This window comes from Leifsonia sp. NPDC056665, from assembly GCF_042791795.1.
Lineage (GTDB): Bacteria > Actinomycetota > Actinomycetes > Actinomycetales > Microbacteriaceae > Leifsonia.
In genome coordinates, this window is the sequence record NZ_JBHTXK010000004.1 from 247,141 (window position 1) to 266,129 (window position 18,989).

Genomic DNA, 18,989 nt, shown 5'->3' on the forward strand with positions numbered 1-18,989 from the left:
CGGGTATCTCGTACCGGTCGATCCGATCGATGACTTGCAGTGCGAAGGCTGTCAGTAGAACAGGCAGTAACCCGCGGCGTGGTCACTACGGGCTACCCCCGTTCGGGGGTAGCGTGCGGCACCAGATGGAACGGCTGATTCTTACCCCGGTTGCCGAGGTCCTGGGCTCGCGATTCGAGTCAGGACAGCGGTGACACATCGTGGCTGAGGCTCCCGAACTTCAGAGTCGAAGTCACCTCTCCATCGCTGAACGCGGAGGACGTCGCCCCGAGAGTTCCATTCGCGACGCCCATCTGTACGAACATCCTCCCTTCACGAGCTGAGCTGCCGCGCGCCCTCGCGGCTGGAAAGACGGAATTCTGACGGGTCCTCTCGGACTCGAACCCGAGCCTTCGCAGTAGCCACCTCCATGCAAGGAAGGTTGTGATCTCGTGGCTGGAGGAATTCAAGTCGGCAGCAGGGCGGATGCCCGCATAGCGGAGCTCATCCGTGAAGTCGACACTCTGCGCAGTTTCGTCGTCTACAGCATTGGACGACGGCACTCGCTGGATCCCGATGATGTGATGCAGCAGATCCGTGAATCGGTCTGGCGCCGCAGCAGTACCTACGACCCGAGATCGGGAACGCCGAACGCGTTCGTGTTCGGTGTCGCCCGCAACGTCCTGCGCAACGAACTGCGCAGGCACATCCCGCCCTACATGGGCCACTGGGACCAATTCGAGTCCCTCGTCCAACCGGACGCACTCACCCTGCTCATCGAACGGTACGACGTCGGTCGGTGGATGAAGCTCGTCGCGGAGTTCGTCGCACCACGCGACTGGGCTGTCGTGGGCGAGATCGCGCTGGCCGACGGCGACGCCGAGCGCGTCGGGCTCGAACGCGACCTCTCCATTCGCAGCGTCCGAACGATCCGCGATCGAGTATTCCTGACCGCTAGCACTGTTCGCGCTGCTCTCGCAGCTGTTGATGCGGACCTCCCCATGACCGGCCCGGTGATCGTACGGTGCATCCCCGATCAGGGCGGCATCCGCGAGGTCGCAAGGATGCTCGGCGACAGTTCGGAGGCAATCGCCAAGAAGCTGGACATCCACCCCGGCTCGGCCCGAGCAAGGATCGCCCAAGCCAAACGACTGGTCTACATTGCCCACACCGTGATGCGCCAGGAGCAGGCCGCATGATCGGGGTCGGAGCCGCGGCCCAGGCGCTCGCCCATCCGAAGACGACGCGGAACCTCCTGATCGTCGCGATGGTCATCCTGCTGGTGGTCCCGGTGGGGCTCGTCGCCCTGCCGGTCACCATGGTCCTCGCCATGGGCCCCAACTCGGCCGCCGGAACCGGAGGAGGGTGCGGCGGGTCTGCTCCTGCCGTCGCCTCGGGTCAAACCGTCGACGGGTATGGGCCGGACCAGTTGAAGGTTGCCTCGACGATCATCACCGTCGGCCAGGAGTTGAACGTCCCACCGCATGGTCAGGTCCTCGCGTTGATGGTGGCCATGGGGGAGTCCGGGCTTCGCAACCTGAACCATGGCGACGCGGTCGACAACACGACGATCGGCGTTTTCCAGCAGGGCGTCGGCTACGGCAGCATCGAAAAGCGCATGGACCCGGCCACTGCGGCAGGCGCGTTCTACACACGGATGCTGACCGTGGCGGACTGGCAGACCGCGGCCCCGACCCTGGTGGCCAACGCAGTCCAGATCAACGCGGACCCGAACCACTACACACGGTTCTGGACTCCAGCACAGCACGTTCTGATCGCACTGACCGGCACCGCCACGAGCACCTGCCAGGTACCAGCCGACGCCAAAGCGGCCGCCGTGGCGTTGGTCGCCGACGTACAGGCGGGGAAGCTGACATTCCTCGAGCCGAGGTACGAGCAGCAAGTGATCAACATGGCTGACGGCACCGCCACACCGGAGTGCACCGTCGACGCTCGTGTCCTGCAACTGATGGTCGTCGCAGCCCAAGCCTTCCAAACCGTCGGGGTGAGCGACCTCAACCGACGCTGCACCGGCATGACACCGGGAGCGGGCACCGCGTCCGCGCACTGGAAGGGCAAAGCGGTCGACTTCTACGCCCTCAATCATCGCTCCCTCACCGGATCCGATGACCTCTCCCTGCAACTGATCCATGTCCTGGACCCGTACGCCCCGAACGGATCCAGCCTCGGCCAAAGCGACTGCCGAGCCCGTGCCAAGGTGCACACCGGGCTGCTGCTGAACTTCACCGACGCCTTTCCCGATACCTGCACACACCAGCACATCCAGGTGCCCTGAGAAATGAATTTCCGATTTGCGCGTCAAAACTCGCCCCGACACACAACGTGTAGGTGAAGGGCGCATACGAAACCGAGGTGAACCACGATGAACAAGAAACTGATCGCACTCGCTGCCCTCCTCGCATGCCTGGCCCTGGTCGGCTGCGTCAGCACTGCTGCACCAGACCGAGATCGCTCCTTCACGACTGTGACACCGGTCGCGACGCCGACGGCGGATCCGACGATGCCCATCGCCGACGGCATCGTGGACACCGTGTGGGTCGAAGTCTTCGGCGGCACCACCTTCGCCGCCAGGACCGGCTGCAAATGCACGCTCCCCAGGGCCACCGCAGAACTCTTCCCGGCCGGCACACCGGTGCTGTTCCTGAAGGTCACCCTCACCGGCGAGTGGAAGCCGTCGCAGGGCAGCCAGACCATCCAGGACGTCACCGGCACCACTCTCAAGGGAACCCAGTTCGACGGCCGACCTGAGCCCGCCGTCCTGGACACCGTCGACGGACCGGCCGCTGCGAAAGCCGCCGGACTGCCGTGGCTTCCCGGCGGCCTCTTCCACGGCAAGTCGGACTGGACCATCCAGAACAACAAAGGCCGCTCCTTCGCGGCCGCCTTCTACCTCCCGGCCGGCGTCGACCGTCTCGTCCTCACCGTCGACGTTCCTTCCGAAGGACAGGCCACGCACCTCTTCGTGACCATCCCGGAAGCCGCCGTCCGGGCCTCGACCGCGAGCGGGGAGTGAACCCCAATGGACCTCGTCAACACCCTGCTCGGCCTGTTGGCCATCATCTGTCTCTGCCTCGCAGGAATCGCCGCCTCCGGCTACCTCGCCGCCAAACGACTCAACGACGCGCCTGCCAACGAACCAACCACCCCCGACCGCACCGATGAGAGGAACACCGAATCATGAACGCACTCAACGAAGCCCTGGTCACCGTCCACGCACGCATCGTCACCGTCGCGGCGGTACCGAACCCGAGCCCGGACTTCTCCGGTCCCGGCGTCGGAGCGCTGCAGGCAATCGCCAACGTCGTGTTCGCGATCGTGCTCATCCTCGCCATCATCGGCGGGCTGATCGCGGCCGGGTTCATCGTCGTCGGCCACATCTCCAGCAATGGGCGCGTCCAGAAGGCCGGCATCGTCGGCCTGATCAGCTGCATCGCCGGCGTAGCCGTCGCTGGCGGCATCGCTGGGCTGATCAACTGGGGCCAGTCGCTCCACGTGGCGTGATCACCATGATCGACATCCTCGCCGCAGCTCCACCGGATCCGTTCACGCCGAACTATGGATGCTTCGTCTCCGACTTCGGCTGCCAAGCCTCGCAAACCGTCGCCGGGTTCATGGCCTCCACCATCGTCAACCTCGGCAACTTCATCGCCACGATGATCGCCGGATCGTTCAACACGAACATCGACCAGGGCAGCTGGAGCATTGCCCACTCGCAGTTCCTGTTCTGGGTGGCCGTCACCGCCCCGGTCATCCTGATCGTCGCGCTCGTCCACATCGGGATCGCGATGATCCTGCAGGACTGGGGCAGGATCGGACGCACCGCAGCGGGTGCCGCACTCGCCATCCCGTTCAGCGCGATCTGCGTGTGGGCCATGCAACAGTTCTCCGGGATCACCGACAACGTCACCCGCAGTCTTACGACCGCGGCCCAGGGCGGCGACCTCAGCCAGAGTCTGCTGCGCGTGGTCGGTCTGTTCGACCTGCCGAAGCAATCCGCCAACACTGTCATGCACAGTGCCCAGTTCACCCAGGGCGGCGTCATTTTCGTGATGGCGCAGCAAGGTGCCCAGGGCCCCGAAGGCATCGGCGAATACGTCATGGCGCTGCTCGTCGTCGGACTCATGATGATCGCCTCCCTCTTCCTGTTCATTGCCATGTCGATCCGCGAATTCGGACTCCTCGCCCTCGCCGCGATGGCTCCGATCGGGCTGATGATGATCGGCCAACCCAAGCTCACCGCCTGGGCGCAACGCTGGATGAACCTCTCGGTCGGACTGCTGATCGCCAAACCCCTCGCGGCGGGCGTCGTCCTACTCGCGGTCGAGCTGACCAAGGCGAGCCTCAGCATCGGCGTGATCCTCGTCGCCGCTGGCGCGGTCATCGCCGCCTCGTTCAGCCCGCTGTGGGCGACAAAACTCGTCTCCTTCGCGGGCGCCGAGGTCGGCACGGCCCTTCATCACCGGTTCTCGGTACGCGATCAGTTCTCGCGTGCCTCCACCGCTTCCGCGCCCGTCCGCAGTGCGGCACGGGTCATCAAGGTTGGGAGATAACCCATGACTACCTTCACTGCAGACCAAGTCATCGCCGACGAAGGCGCTCCCCGGGTCCGTTTCGCCGCCCGCGAGCGTCGTGGGATCTTCCTGGGCCTCACCTTCATGCAGCTCATGGTCATCGGAGGCGCCGTCGCGATCCTGCTCGGGACACTGTTCGCGGACCCGAACGGATTGTGGGTGATGTTGCCGGTCATCGCCGCGATCACCTTCTTCGCGCTCGCCACCTACCGGCGCGAACCCGTCATCGTGATCGTCGCCCAAGCCGCCCGCTACCTCCTTCGGAGCATGGCCGGGCAGACGATGTTCCGTCGGGACGTCTGGTTCCGTGTCTCCGTCGCCTCGCTCAACGTGGGGCATGCGCAGATCGCGGCGGCCACCCCGGTCGTGACCTCCAAGTTCCTTCTGCCGGGTGCGCTCGGCGACGTGCAGATCGTTCAGATCCCCGGCGCCGGCGGCTTCATCTACAACGCCCGCGGACGGCTCGCCTCGGTAACCGTCCGGGTCGGGTCCAAAGCGTGGGCGCTCCGCGATAAGGGCACTCAGGAGGCCGCCTACGACGGCTTCGTGGAATGGCTCAGCTCCCTGGAGAACCTGCCCGGCATCCGGGAAACCAGCATCCGAATCCGCGTCGACCGGGCATCGTCCACCCAGCTGAGGGACTACCTCGTTGCCCGTGAGGGCGATTTCGATCCCCAGGTCAGCGCCGAGCTGCGCGGCGAGTATTGGGCGTTGACGCGGGCGGCGTCGAAGCGGTCGATGGGGTTCACCAACTACGTCACCCTCACCTTCGACACCGCCGCCCTCAACGGCGCCATCCGCGACGCAGGCAAGGGCCTGACCGGGCTCGCCGCCGTGCTCAAGGAGCGGGTGGCGGGCATCGAGACCTCGATGGAGCACGCCCGGCTCACCCCGGCCGGCTGGCTGACCTCGGACGAGCTCGATGAGCTCAACGCTCTGTCCGCAGACCCTGTGGCCGCGGCCACCCGCCGTGAGCAGGACTCGAGTGTGGTATCTGCGCCGTCGCCGGTGATGGGGATCGACGAGGGCTGGGATTCGCTGCGGGTGGACGAGTCCTGGCACCAGACGTTCTGGGTCGCCGAATGGCCCCGCACCGACGTCCGCACCGGATTCCTCGAACCGCTCCTCTACGCCGGTGACGCGACCCGGGTGATCACCCTGCAGGTGCGGCCGGTGGCGACGCACAAGGCGCTGGCCCAGCTGAACCGGGCCCAGTCCGACATGGAAACCGCCGCCACCATCCGGATGAAGCTGTCCTCCCGGATCCCCCTCACCCACCTCCGCGAAGAGGAAGACCTCGCGGTGCGCGAGCACGACCTCGTCGACGGGTTCGGCGACGTCCAGTACCGCGGATTCGTCACCATCTCCGCCGAATCCAAAGACGCCCTCGCCAAGGCCCGCACCGACATAGAGCAGGCCTCGCACCCGGCACGGCTGGTGCTGGCGTCGATGTCGGGACAGCAGGCGGCCGGGTTCGTGACCGCGGCGTTGCCGGTGCCGGTGGAAGGGGAGTGAGCGCGATGAAGCCGAACACGGTCATCGGCCGCATCCCCGCGAACGAGAAGCCGGGAGCCAACGGCCGCCACCGCCAGACCGCTGCGGAAGACAAGGACTCGAGTTGGAAGCTGCAGAGTGCGGAGTTGCCGGCGTCGAAGATGCCGGCGTGGGGGTGGAAGCAGCCGCACAATCTGCGTGGCCCACTGCGCGTCACCCCTCCCGCGCACCGCTGCTCCTCTAAGGTCCTCGGCGGGGCTTATCCGTTCCTGGCCGAGACCGGGGACATCCTCACCGGTGCGTACATCGGCGAGAACCTGCTCTCCCGTGCGCCGTTCTGCTTCGACCCGTGGGACGCCTATTCCGCCGAGGCCGTTCGCTCTCACTCTGTCGCCATCCTCGGAGTGAAGGGGACCGGGAAGTCGATGTTGGCGAAGTCCTGGTCCTCCCGGCTGGCGCGGTTGGGGCGGAAGATCGCGGTGCCGCACGACCCGAACGGTGAGTGGGTGCGTGTCGCCGCCTATGTCGGGGGCACCTCCATCAGCGTCGGGCCCGGTAAAGCCGCCCGGATCAACCTGCTCGATGAAGGGCCACGGGATCTCTCCTTCTCGGATGAGGACTGGAACCAGAACGTCCTCCAGTACCGGCGGGCGACGGTGAAGACGATCATCCGCCGCCTCCGCGAGGGCGGGAACCTGGAACCGGTGGAGCACACCGCGCTCGACGTCGCTCTCGACGCTCTCCGCGGGCAGTCGACCGTGACCATCACGCACGTCTACAACCGCCTCGTCGAACCCGACGGAGCGCTCCCGGTCGAGGTCGCAGAGGCCGGACATCGGCTCGCGCACTCTCTGCGTCGGATGGTGTCCGGTGACCTCACCGGGTTCTTCGACGGACCCTCCACCGTCCGGTTCGACGCGGACGCCCCAATGATGGTCGTTGACACCTCCGCGCTCAAGGGCGCATCGCCAGAGGCGCAGGCGCTGGCCCGGCTGGCGACGGCGAACTGGATCCGCCGCTCCAGCCTGGGTGCAAACCGGCAGGCGCGGGTCATCATCCACGAAGAGGCCGCGGTAGAGCTCCTCAACGATGTCTCCGGCGGAGACGGCCTCGCTGACAGGGTCGAGGACGAGAAGGTCGCCCGCCACCTCGGCACCTCCAACTGGTACCTCCTCCACCGCGTCGCGGACCTGGACGCCTTGGGTGATCGCAACAGCGCCCTCCACTCCCGCGCCCTCGGGCTACTCGCTGACTGCGAGACCCGCATCTCGTACGCGCAGCATTCTGGAGAGATCGCGCGGTCGCGGGAGATCCTCGGCTGGAACGACACCCAGGCCGACCTGGTCCGCAAACTTCACAAAGGCGAAGGGCTCTGGCAGATCGGCCAGGACCGGATCGCGAAGGTGCGCAACATCTGCACCGACTTCGAACTCGGGATCTTCCGCACCGACGCCATGGGCGGTGAACGAGGATGAGAACCCACGGCTCCTCCTGGACCCAGCTCGCGCTCTACTGCCTCTTCGCCATCGTCGCCGCCGGCGCCCTCACCACCGGCATCGCCAGCGCCACACTCACCGCAACCTGCGGCGGAGGCGGCCAGCCCGGAAGTGTGTTCGCTGGCCTCCAACTGGCCATCGGCGGCGACCCCAGCGGGTTCGCACTCGCTCCCGGATGCACGGCACCTGTGACCCTGATCCGAGCCCTCGACATCCTCGCGGTCCTTCTACTTCTCAGCGTGGTGGCGGCAGCGGTTGTTTGGTGGCTGCACTACCGCCAGTCTGATCGACACTTCATAAACGAGCTCCGCGGCCGGGACGGACTCGCAAAGCCCGGTGAGGTCCGCAAGCACACCTCCGCCCGCACTGCGCTTCAGCGCGCCAAGACGCTCCGGCCATCGCTTGCCTACCCAACACCGTCCGCGGCGGGGTGGAAGGTCGGCAGTGCGCACGGGCAGGACGTCTACGTATCGATCGAGGACTCGATCGTCGTCGAAGGCGCACCTCGCTCCGGCAAGGGCTACCGGTTCATCATCAACGCCATCCTCGACTGGGACGGGCCGGTCATCACCACCTCAACCCGTAACGACAACCTCGCTGCCACGATGCGCGAGCGCGCTCGTCTCGGCGAGGTCACGGTGTTCGACCCGCAGGAACTATCCGGGGTACGGTCACCGCTTCGCATCTCTCCTGTGACCGGGTGTGAGGAACCGCTCGTCGCCGACCAGCGCGGACAGGCCATCGTCGCCGGCACCGCTCTCGGGGCATCCAAAACGAATCAGGAATGGGCGCAGGTCTCCTCGTCCGTGCTCTCCCGGCTGCTGCACGCGGCCGCGGTGTCGGGCCGCGGCGTCGAGGCCCTCGCCCGCTGGGGCTCCAACCCCCGCCTCGCCCTCGAGGCGGTCAGCGTCCTCGCCACTGAAGGCACGCCGGGCTGGTCAGAGGATCTCGACGCGATCATCAACGGCGACCAGAAGCTCCTCGCCAACTCGTGGTTCGGCGTCGCCGGCGCCATCCGTCCCCTCGCCATCCCCGCCATCCGTAGGGCTATGACACCGGGACCGGGGGAGCAGTTCGACCCCGACGCATTCCTCGCCGGATCCAACAGCCTCTACCTCGTCGGCACCGGAGCCGGCGCGGGCTCCGTCGGCGGATTCCTCGGTGCGATCCTTGACGACATCGTCGAGACCGCACGCCGCAAAGCCCTCGCCTCACCAGGCTCCCGGCTGGACCCGCCGCTCGCGCTGATCTTGGACGAGATCGCGAACATGTTCTCCTGGCCTGCATTGCCGCGGATCATGGCCGACGGTGGCGGCATCGGCATCTCCACGATCGTCGTCCTCCAGGCACTGTCCCAGGCAGAGACCGCTTGGTCTCGTTCTGAGGCGGACACGATTTGGTCGGCTGCCACCGCCAAGCTCCTCCTCGGTGGTGCATCCGACGTCGACCACCTCCGCGACATCGAAGCCCTGCTCGGCGGCCGACGCATCCACAACACCGGTCACTCGTACAACGACTCCGGATCCTCCACCAACATCAGCAACGAGAAGGTGCCCGTCATGGCCCTCGACGAAATCCGGCGCATGCCCGAAACCATCGGCCTGCTCGCCTACCGAAACCGGCGCGGCATCCTCCTCGACCTCCGTGGCTGGACTGAGCGCGACGACGCCGGGCAGGTGAAGTCGGGCAAGCAGCTCACCGAACTCGACCAGCAGGTCGTGTTCGCCGAACAGTACCAAGCCGCCGTCGACCGTCGGCATGCAGCAGAGGAGCGGAACTGATGTCCAACCGTCGTCGCCCAGCCAGGGCCAACACTTACCGCACCCGCTACCTGCACTCGCCGGCCTGGTTCGCGCGCCGCGACCGCTGGTTCACCGAAGAGCACGCCCGCGCCGGCGAAGTCCGCTGCGCACTCTGCCTCGGCATCGGGAGCACTCACACCCTCGAACTCCACCACCTCGACTACAACGGCGTCAGCCAGACCCCACGCGGCTGGGCTGCACGCGAACGTCACGAGGACCTCACCGCCCTGCACCCGCGTTGCCATGAGTACGTCCACCAGCTCATCGACCGCGACCGTGCGCTCTCCGGGTTCGTCTCCCGCCGTACCGCCTCCACTCAGGCGATCTCTCGCCTGCAGGCCAAGATCGCCCGCTTCATAGAAGCATCGGAGTGGCCGTGACCGACAAGCCGCGAATCGAGGAACTCCTCGACTCGCTCCCGGAAGGCTGGGACGACCAAACACCGAGGCGCAGCCCCGGGATACTCGGCGTCGCCGTCGTCAACTGGCGCACCCTCGAAGACGCAGAGGCGCCCCAAGTGTGGACGGAACTCCGCCACTGGGTGACCTGGTTCATCCGTCGCTACGACCTTCCGTCGCGCAAGATCCCGCCGTGCTGGTACCAGCACGGCGCCCTCGTCGAAGAGCTCTCCGCTCTTCACACCGCCTGGCTCGTCTCCTACGACGCCCTTGACGCTGGTTACGGACCTATCGGCTGGCACGAACGCCTCGCCGCCGCCCTCCCGCGTCTTGCCGGTTGGTACAACGGCGAATGCCACAACGGACACACGGAACTCCCGCATGCCATCGACACCGCCATCGCGACCGACTGGGCCGACTGGATCCATACCTCTCACGCCAGTTAGGCGGATGCGCGTCACGACGACGTCGTCCCGCGACCGAAAACACAACGTGTAAGTGAAAGCGACCAAAAGGCCGCACCCATCGAAAGGAAAAGGAATCATGAGCACACGAGTCCCGATCAGCATCGAAGGCAACCTCGTCGCCGACCCCGACTACGGCGAATCACAGAACGGCACCAAGTTCGCGAAGTTCACCGTCGCCGTCACCGACCGCAAGCTCGAAGACGGCAAGTGGGTCGACGGCGACACCCAGTACCACCGCACCACCGTGTTCGGTCGCACCGCCGAGAACGTCACGGCGAGCCTCGCCAAAGGCGACACCGTCATCGTCAACGGCAACCTCGAGTTCCGCCACTGGACCGACCAGGCCACCGGGGAGCCGCGTGCCGCGACTGAAGTAGTTGCCGACAGCGTTGGGCCATCGCTCCGTTACACGACAGCAGAGGTCGCCAGGCGCCCAAAAGTTGACGGCCCGGACGTATCGGCGACCGGGCCTGTGTATTCTGCTGGCGCCACGGAGTCGATCTCCTCGATTCACGCCTAGGGCCTACGGGAGGTAAAGGGAGCCGATCGGAAGGTCGGCTCCCTTTCGCATGTCAGCTAAACCGCAATAGACCGAAGGATCGCCGCGCGCCCCCGAATTGGGATGTGAAATGACTAGAGCCTTGATCGCAATATAGTGTCTGAGTCTGCCGCTCCACGAATGCGATTTTCGTATGGGTTTGGGCAGATGGCAGTCGGACCGGGGTAGACGTGCAATTCAATTGGGCTCAGGTTGTGGCGGGCCTACTGGCCGCATCGGTTGCTATCTGGATAGCACGCGTGAATAGGCGTGAGGACGAACTCGGCCGAGCAGTTCGGTTGACAGCCGTATCAGAAAAGATGAGTGTGGGGGCTGCCAAGCAGCTCGTGGATGAGCTTCGCGATCAGTTCGTTATTGAGTGGTCATTGCGGCAACGAGCGCCTGTCTTCGCACATTTTGGCTTTGCCGCGGCGGCACTATATACCGCAGGAGGACTCCTCTTTGTGGTGTGGATTCTCTCAGTGGTGTTAGCGAAGGCCGCCGCATGGACTTGGGCGATCTACGTAACTTCACTAGTCGCCTTGAACGTGGCTCAGGCAACGAAGCTCAGGCAGATTCGCAAAAGGCGAGCCTGGATCGAGCAAGAGCGGCAGTGGCGCGGACTATCCTCAGAGATTCCTGAGGCAACAAAGACGATGAGCCGGACCGAGGAAGCGCGGCTCCTCAAACGCGGCCGTAGCTGAGCGCGGGATGTGCGTGGCGTGGTTTGAGCAGCGGTCGACACCGTCGAAGGGAACTTGAGTGGTCGTAACGCCTTCAGCACCAAGGTATGTGGCGCAGCACGGATTTTCGATTCCAGCAGAGTTCTTGCCAAACGACGCGACTGGCGCGATGGACCTCAGCAAGCTCCGAGAGCGTCACGCGACCCTGCTTCTGGGGGAGCCGGGTTCAGGTAAGTCCACTGCTATTCGAGAGCTTCACCGAGAGCTTTCGAGCACCCAAGACGAAACCGCCCTCATCGCTTTTAGCGACATTGGCACACTTACAGATCTGGAACGCCAGCTCTCGATCATCGAGTTCGGGGACTCGTCGCTGGAACGAACGTTGCTGCTTGACGGCATCGATGAAATCCGTGGCGTCCAAAAGGTGGTTCCATTCGTCCGAGGAATCGTCGAGAAGTGTCAGTCCAACGGCTGGAGGCTCGTAGCGACCTCTCGCACTGCCGAAACATTGCCTGGCATCCCCGCCGTCTTCGACGAGGTTGAAGCCGGTGCTGTCCACGTCTTGCTGCCGCTGCGACGGCCTGATGCGGCGAAGCTCGCGGCTGACCTGGGAGTGGCCGACGCTGAACGATTTCTTAGCGCGGTCACTAGTAACGATGTGGGCGAACTCGCGGCGAATCCTCTGACACTTGCGCTTCTGGTTCAGATGTTCCTCTTGGACGGAGATCTGCCTCCCGGGCGCGTCAGGCTCTTAGACCGGGCGACTTCTCTCTTGCTTAGCACCGCGGCAAGACCTGACGACCAGCCGTTGTTTCCACCCGACAACGATGCCACGACGCAGCGGACAGCTGTTGCACGTCTAGCAGCATTTATGGCTCTGACCGGGGCTACCGGGGCGGGCCTCGCAGTCCCCGGAAGCGAAGCGGCCGGATTTCCGACCGAGTCCGCGGCCGGGCGCGAACAAATCGACAATGCGCCACGAGATGTTACGAATGCTCATCTGCAAGCGGCGCTTCTCACCCCGCTGTTTCTAGACGCGGGAAATGGGGAACGACACTTTGCGCATCGAATCTTGCGCGACTTTCTGGCGGCTGAAGCGTTGACGAGGTGGGGGCTAAGTCGCCAACAATTGTCGTCATTGCTGACTACGTCTTCCGGGGGTGCGTCCTCGATTCCTCCGCAAATGTTGGATGTCGCAACCGCACTTGTCGCTGGGTCGACGACGTTCGATTGGCTATTGCAAATTGATCCCCTGAATCTGGCGAGGAACAAGCTCGGCCGTTTGCGTCCTGACCTGTCTTCCACTCTCGTTGCTGGGCTGCTCAAAGAACCGATGAAGGCCGATTATTTGATTGGGTGGGCGGATCAGCTGGGCGGCCTCGCACACCGGGAGCTTGCGCCGCAGCTACGCAGCAGTTTGCAGGGACACGACGAGTCCTCGATGTTTGTATCACTTCGCGTGCTGGTGGACTCCTACACACCCGGATTGGAGGCCGAGTTGGTCGCTATCGCTCGTGGGGAAAGCACACCGATTCGCTGTCGCGCTGAAGCCGTCCGCGTACTCGCGGCGAACGGAAGGATCGATGAAGTTCGTGCCCTTCCTCTCAATGATCCATCCTTTTTCGAGGCTGATATGCAATGTCAGCTTCGAGGAACCATTCTCGAAGTGTTGTATCCAACGTCGCTCACTCTTGGCGATCTCTTGGACCTTCTAGTGCCAGAGCCGGAATCTTTCTACGGAAGCTACAGTTCTTTCCTTCACGATTTTGGACAAGGGCTCTCAACCCGGGATGCGGGACAGGTCTTGCGCTGGTGGGCGTCGGGTCCGGCAGCATTTCGAGGTGTGGACGCTGATCCTCCGGGTCGTTTTGGGATACTGAGGCTGATCGATGCGGCGAGCGCAGAGTGGGTAGCGCGAAGCGTCACGGACGATCGCACCGACGACGCCCTGATTGCTGTACTCGTCCCATTGATTGAAGGTTCGGCATCGAGTCTGCCCATCGCGCGCGGGGAATCCTCTCGTGAGCGTTGGCAGGAGATTATGACCCGACTAGTCATCCGCCTTGGCGCGAGCGCCGACCGAATTACATGGTTCCGCGACTCACAGAACAAGAATCTGATTGGAGTAGATGACTTTATTTGGGTCGTTGCGCGCGCAAACGAAGATGATGCGGCTCCGAGTTCTATATGGTCACGCCTCGCAGGTCGCATTCTGAGTGTCGGCTCTGCAGAGCATCTCGCCTTCATATGGAGGTGCGCAGGGACTCCGATGTGGGAAAGCCTTTCTCGACGGTATGTCCTAATGGACCTGCAGTCGGATGAGGCGCTTGAGGAAAAGCGACACTGGAACCAGCTCCAGTCCATCGATACGCCGAAAGCGAAGGAGCCCATTCCGCGCTCCGATTACGTCGAGGACATCCATGCGTGGATTGACGAGGTTACTAGGGCGCCCGAGCTCTTTTGGAGACTCGCCCGCGCACTCGATGCGGACCCGCAATTGCAAGCCTATTCGCTTCGTGGAAACCCAGATCTCCTCGGTTCCGCTGCCGGCGACCTCCTCGATCGGGGAAGCCGCCAGGAGATTCTTGCCCAAGCGCTTCGGTATCTCACGGCTGCGCCAATGGTCTTACCGAAGCGTCGTCGCCCAGATCGTATCTACTACGCTGCCGAAGCGCTGTTTCGGGCGGCATACACGCTGGAGATTCACGCGCCAGGACTGTATGAGGGAGATCGAGAAGTCGCATGGGACGCGCTCGCAGCGGCGACCTTGGAATATGAGAATTACGGGGACGTACGGGAGAAGGTCTCTTCAGTGCGACGCATAATCCTGAAGCGAATTGAGCAGGCGTCGCCGGATGAGTTGCAGAATGCGATTGCCAAGCACCTAAGGAGCGTCGCGCGGATGGAGTTCCCGCCGCCTTCGGTAAATGACATTGAAGATGTGATTAATGGTCGTAACGTCCGTTTGGTTCGGCGACTCATTCCGCTCGCCTCTTCGAGCGTTCGCGATGGACTTCTGGAACTGCTGAGACGAGTCGACCCGGATTCCGCGATCAACGCCTCAATACTGCTCGCATCGAAATCCGCCGAAGTCGCCGTGATGGCAAGTTGCCTCCGCGTCCTATTCGCAGACTCTCCAAAAGCTGCAGTTCGAATAGCTCGTGCTCGGTCCAAGACAGCACCGGAGCTAACACGACTAGCACTCCTGGTCGTTGCGTCGAGCCGCCACGGCATTTCGCGCTTCCCATCAACAATGACTGACGAACTGAAGGCAAATCTGTACGAGTTGCTGGCGGAGATCTTCCCACCAACCAGCGACGAGCATCAGCTTGGAGTTCATTCGGTTACTTCTCGCGAAGAGGCGGCTCGATGGAGGGACGGTCAGCTTAGTGATCTAATTCAGGAGGGCACAGACGACGCGATTCGAGTGCTGACCCGACTAGACCGCCGTCACATGGGGCTCGAATGGGCGGTGATCATGGCGTTCGAAACCTTTCGGCAATCCTCGTGGCGACCGCCCACCGTCAGCGAGATTAATCTTTTGCTTTCGCGTCGCGATACAAGGCTGATAAACAGTTCCGATGACCTTTTGCGAGAAGTTGTCAACGCACTGTCGACCATTCAGGAATGGCTTGTAGGCGAGACACCTCAGTCGTTTGCGCTCTGGAACCGAATCGGATCGCAGGCAATACCGAAGGACGAGGGGCGAATATCTGACTGGTACTGTCACGCCTTGGCTACAGAGCTTCGGGACACCAACGTCTTGATCAATCGCGAAGTCGAAGTGCGGAACAAGACAGGCAAAGGCGTGGGAGATCGAAACGACATACGCGTTGCCGTTCGTGACCGGGAAGCCGATCGGAACTATGTCGTAGTGATCGAGGTAAAAGGCATCTGGAATACCGAAGTGCGGACCCACCTGCTTGACCAGCTCGCTGACAGATATTTGGAGCAGAACGGTCTGACCCATGGCGTGTATCTAGTCGTCAAATTCAAACCCAGTGAGATTACGAACGTCGATAAGCGGAGAGCATCGTTAAACAATGCTCGAGGGGTCCGGAAACTGTTGACGGACCAAGCGAATTCGAGGCGACCCGAACTTCAGATCGAACCGATTATTCATCACGCTATCTTCGGATGAGCGCCGTGACAGTCGTCGCATGCCTACTGCAAACTGGAGTTGTGAGAGCTGAAGCACCAAAACCCATGTCCCACGGCGTATCGGCCGAGCAGGCCGTGCACCTGTGTCGGGATTGGATGGTGCACTTGGGAGCGATTGACACGCTCGAGGCCCCAGAAGCGCTTAGGGAGGTCTGTGACCTCTATAGCCATCACTACCTGGCCTGGGTTGATAACACTCGCGGAAACCTGGACTCGAGCTTGGTGTTCAAGGCAGCGCAGACTGCTTCAACTGACGGACGTCAAGCTTTGATATTCAGCAGGGGCGGCGCAGGACCTGACGCACAACGCCAGGCTCAAACCTTTTCCGTGGCGCTGTTCTCGTTTGTAGCTGTTGACGCGGTGCTCGAGGGAGCTAATCCACTCGGTTATCAATTGCGTGCGTCCGGATTGCGATCTTAGGATCTGGCCAAATCGATCAAGCCGAGAGTGGAATCGGTTGGAGAAGGCGAAGTCACGCCGTTTTGCGCGGCCCCGGGAACTGCTGCCCGCCGAAGCTCCCGGCGAGCGGCATCACGAGATCGTTCGATCGATTCTTCTATGGGCTGTCGTCGCATCATTTGGACCAACTCGGCCTTCGCGGCCGTTCTCGTCGGTGCGAGAAGAACGACCGAGTTTTGCTCGCGACCGCGGGTAAGCCCTACGTACAGGCCGGCTGCATCGACGCCGGGCCCCACAAGCGAGCGATCGGTAGTCTCCCCCTGGACGCCGTAAACCGTCGATGCGTAGCCAAGGTGCACATGTTCGGATGCGTATGAAATTGTCACCTTTCGGAGATCCGCTGCATCCCCAACAGATTCCAGAATGACATGGTCAATTGTGATTCTCTTGACGGTCCAGCTTTGACGATTATCTACACCGGAGTCTGCGTCGTTCCGCCGTGTCTGAACGATGTCGCCCTCCACGATGGATTGTCCGTTTTGCCCGGTAACCATTCGCGCGGCCGATATGGAGCCGGCATTCAACCGCCGCGCCTGAATGGCCTCGTTGATCGTCTGCGCCTCTGCATGGGTCGCCGTGACGAGGGAAATGGATCGGTTCGCGCGATCTGCCTCGAGCCAGCTCTCGACCATCGCGTCGCGCGCGGCGAGATCGCTGTCCACCATGGCCACACGGCCTGAATCGATCAGTTCGTCGGCGACCGACTCGGAGTCCGCGACGCTGTCCGGCTCGCGGAGCCGGAGCGTAATCTCTGCCCATGCTGGGTCCTCGAAGCGATGGATTTCGGTTAGCTCAACGCGAGTCGACGCTCGCCTCCAGAAGAGCGCCATGGCCCCGGAATGACCTACCGGGAGCGCTTGCCGCTGGTCTCCGACAAGCGCGATCGTTGCTCTTGTTTGTTGTACCAATTCGATGAGTGCACTCGCGGCTTCAAGCTCCATCATTCCTGCCTCGTCGACCACGATTCGATCGCCCATCGCGATCGGGCGAGTGGGTCCGTCATAGATCCGTCCTGTTCTGGAATCGATATGTCCGGGAACGAGCCGCGACCACTTGGCGGCGCCGCTGGCAGTGGTCTCCCACCGCCAGCCGTAGTCGTAAAGCAATTGGTGCAGGGACGACGCAGTGCTCGCGGCTTCTCGCCCCGCCACGGATGATGCCTTCTTGGTGGGGGCGACAATAATCATGTCGTGACCGTTGCGTCGAAGGGCAGCGCCGGCGACCTTGAGCATCGTCGTTTTCCCTGTCCCGGCGGCTCCACTCACACAGATGACTGCGCCACTGCCGCCAATGGCCGCAGCTCCCTCTCGCTGTTCGGCGTTGAGAACTCTCCCGGGCTCGACCAGTCGAGCGATAGCAACAACCTCTTCCGCGTTCAGTGGCTCGCCCGGTCCGGCCATCAGCTCGACGCGGCGGGCAACACTGGCCTTGAGCGCCGCCGTAGACGTCGCCATCAGGTGCTTAATGTGGCGCGGCACATCAGGCTCGTTCAAGAGGGTGACCGTGTGAGTCTGGACCGCCGTCTCCTCGATCTGGTCAATCAGGGGCTCGAGCTCGGATCGAGCGGCGACGGCCCCCGATTTAGATAGGGCCCGGATCACGCCTGCGCGAATGTCCATCTCGCTGAATCGCCCGCCCGTCCCGGTCGACCGGGCATCCGCATCGACGATAGCCATCGCAGCCAGGAGGTCCAGATCAAGGCTGTTGGGCGACCGGACTGCGACCGGCTTCGCGTCCCGCTCTCGTCCGAGCGTTGGATCAGCAGTTAGTAGTTCTTTCTGAACGGTTGTCGCCCAGTCCTCGGCGTCCAGGTCACCCGGCTTGTCCGGGCGCCCGTAGGCCCACGCCCAGCGATCGATCTGGTTCAGCACTTCGTGCGACGGCTCTTGCTCCGCATGTTGGGCCTTCCACTCGGCGACGCGCGCCGCCTTGTTGGCCTCGATCTGCGTAGACCGCTTCGACAGCGGTTGCACAAGGTGCGTCAGCTGCGTGATCTCGCCGTCGACGTTCAAGGTGAAGCCCTTGGCGGCCAGCGCGGTGATCCATGCCGGGTCCGTTCGGGAGGCGAGGTCGCCTTCGGCGTTGATCACGTTTTGGAACCGCAAGGCGACCCGGGTGTCGATGTTGGACCACTTGCCGTCGACACCTTGGACTTTGACGTTGAGCCACAGGTGGCGGTGCTTGTGCGGGTCCAATGAACGCGAACGCTCGTGCCGCAGTTCCACAACTTCGACCCGGGCGAGGTCCTCGCGGATGCAGCCCTGCTTTCCTCGCCGAGCGTTGAGCTCGGTCTGCCAAAGTTTGATGATCCGATCTCGGAGCCTGTCTTGGAGGTCTTCGTAGGCGGTGGCGATGTCGGGGTCGAGCATGGCCGCGATCGAGTACGACTTGGGGGCGTTGATCGTCGCGTCCAGGATCAGGTCAGCGACTGGCGACTCGAGATCCCGTCCGCGACGTTCACCGGTCAACGGGTCGACACCGTCCACCCAGTTCTTCAACTGCGACCGGGTGAGAAGGTCGTCGCGGATGTGGCCGTCCTCTACGACGTAGCGAGTCATCACTGCGTTCGCGTATCCGGCCGCCGCGATCGCGCCCTGGGCGGTCTTCGCCGTCAGCGTCGCATCACAGACCCCCGCGAAGGCGTACTGGACCGCCTGCTTCACTCCCTGTGAAGTCTGGCCGCGCTTCCATCGCTGAACCCCACCCCTCATACCTACACGTTGTGTTAATCAGGCGATTTTGACGCGCAAATCGGAAATTCATCTCAAAGAGTGCCTGCGTGCATTCGCTCTTTCTCTTCGGTCGCTTCTACCTTCGTTGCCCTGTGGTGTTCCCCCGTTTCTTCGGTCACTTATCATCGGCCTTGTTTGGTTCGGGAGGTTGGTCTTTATGGCTAGACGTTTCCCTCGGGAGTTCCGTG

At 63.2% G+C, this 18,989-nt stretch carries 15 protein-coding genes; 14 read left to right on the plus strand and 1 reads right to left on the minus strand.

The window, feature by feature from the left end:
- Positions 1–431 precede the first annotated feature (431 nt).
- The 14 genes from ACFQ9V_RS06840 to ACFQ9V_RS06905 all read left to right on the plus strand — a co-directional run bounded on the left by ACFQ9V_RS06840 (position 432) and on the right by ACFQ9V_RS06905 (position 15,590).
- A complete protein-coding gene (locus tag ACFQ9V_RS06840) occupies positions 432–1,178 on the plus strand; it encodes an RNA polymerase sigma factor (RefSeq protein ID WP_382458409.1) in 747 nt (248 codons plus the stop codon).
- On the plus strand, positions 1,175–2,275 hold the full coding sequence (locus ACFQ9V_RS06845) for a hypothetical protein (protein WP_382458410.1): 1,101 nt from the start codon (positions 1,175–1,177) through the stop codon (positions 2,273–2,275). Before ACFQ9V_RS06840 ends, ACFQ9V_RS06845 begins: the two co-directional genes overlap by 4 nt.
- An 87-nt stretch (positions 2,276–2,362) precedes the next feature.
- Positions 2,363–3,013 carry a hypothetical protein gene (locus ACFQ9V_RS06850; RefSeq protein WP_382458411.1) on the plus strand — a complete coding sequence of 217 codons (651 nt, stop codon included), beginning with the start codon at positions 2,363–2,365 and terminating at the stop codon, positions 3,011–3,013.
- Between the two features lie 6 nt (positions 3,014–3,019).
- On the plus strand, positions 3,020–3,181 hold the full coding sequence (locus ACFQ9V_RS06855; RefSeq protein ID WP_345840016.1) for a hypothetical protein: 162 nt from the start codon (positions 3,020–3,022) through the stop codon (positions 3,179–3,181).
- Positions 3,178–3,501 carry a hypothetical protein gene (locus ACFQ9V_RS06860; RefSeq protein WP_345840015.1) on the plus strand — a complete coding sequence of 108 codons (324 nt, stop codon included), beginning with the start codon at positions 3,178–3,180 and terminating at the stop codon, positions 3,499–3,501. Before ACFQ9V_RS06855 ends, ACFQ9V_RS06860 begins: the two co-directional genes overlap by 4 nt.
- A gap of 5 nt (positions 3,502–3,506) precedes the next feature.
- Positions 3,507–4,550, plus strand: a complete 1,044-nt coding sequence (locus tag ACFQ9V_RS06865) for a hypothetical protein (protein WP_382458412.1) — start codon at positions 3,507–3,509, stop codon at positions 4,548–4,550.
- 3 nt (positions 4,551–4,553) lie between these two features.
- Positions 4,554–6,086: an SCO6880 family protein gene (locus tag ACFQ9V_RS06870; protein WP_382458413.1), complete on the plus strand. Its 1,533-nt coding sequence runs from the start codon at positions 4,554–4,556 to the stop codon at positions 6,084–6,086.
- 5 nt (positions 6,087–6,091) lie between these two features.
- On the plus strand, positions 6,092–7,540 hold the full coding sequence (locus ACFQ9V_RS06875; RefSeq protein ID WP_382458414.1) for an ATP-binding protein: 1,449 nt from the start codon (positions 6,092–6,094) through the stop codon (positions 7,538–7,540).
- Complete coding sequence (locus tag ACFQ9V_RS06880) at positions 7,537–9,342, plus strand: type IV secretory system conjugative DNA transfer family protein (protein WP_382458415.1); 1,806 nt, start codon at positions 7,537–7,539, stop codon at positions 9,340–9,342. Before ACFQ9V_RS06875 ends, ACFQ9V_RS06880 begins: the two co-directional genes overlap by 4 nt.
- The gene (locus ACFQ9V_RS06885; protein ID WP_382458416.1) at positions 9,342–9,743 is read left to right on the plus strand and encodes a hypothetical protein; all 402 of its coding nucleotides are present in this window, start codon (positions 9,342–9,344) and stop codon (positions 9,741–9,743) included. The genes ACFQ9V_RS06880 and ACFQ9V_RS06885 overlap by 1 nt, the downstream gene beginning before the upstream one ends.
- Entirely contained in the window at positions 9,740–10,207 is a 468-nt protein-coding gene (locus tag ACFQ9V_RS06890) for a hypothetical protein (RefSeq protein WP_382458417.1), read from the plus strand. Before ACFQ9V_RS06885 ends, ACFQ9V_RS06890 begins: the two co-directional genes overlap by 4 nt.
- Positions 10,208–10,304: 97 nt before the next feature.
- The gene (locus ACFQ9V_RS06895) at positions 10,305–10,748 is read left to right on the plus strand and encodes a single-stranded DNA-binding protein (protein WP_382458418.1); all 444 of its coding nucleotides are present in this window, start codon (positions 10,305–10,307) and stop codon (positions 10,746–10,748) included.
- A gap of 317 nt (positions 10,749–11,065) precedes the next feature.
- Positions 11,066–11,470, plus strand: coding sequence for a hypothetical protein (locus ACFQ9V_RS06900; protein ID WP_382458419.1), 405 nt, complete (start codon positions 11,066–11,068; stop codon positions 11,468–11,470).
- A 148-nt stretch (positions 11,471–11,618) separates the two neighbouring features.
- The gene (locus tag ACFQ9V_RS06905) at positions 11,619–15,590 is read left to right on the plus strand and encodes an NACHT domain-containing protein (protein WP_382458420.1); all 3,972 of its coding nucleotides are present in this window, start codon (positions 11,619–11,621) and stop codon (positions 15,588–15,590) included.
- A gap of 436 nt (positions 15,591–16,026) precedes the next feature.
- Here ACFQ9V_RS06905 and ACFQ9V_RS06910 read toward each other — a convergent pair whose 3' ends face one another.
- Positions 16,027–18,732: an AAA family ATPase gene (locus ACFQ9V_RS06910; RefSeq protein ID WP_382458421.1), complete on the minus strand. Its 2,706-nt coding sequence runs from the start codon at positions 18,730–18,732 to the stop codon at positions 16,027–16,029.
- Positions 18,733–18,989: the final 257 nt, after the last annotated feature.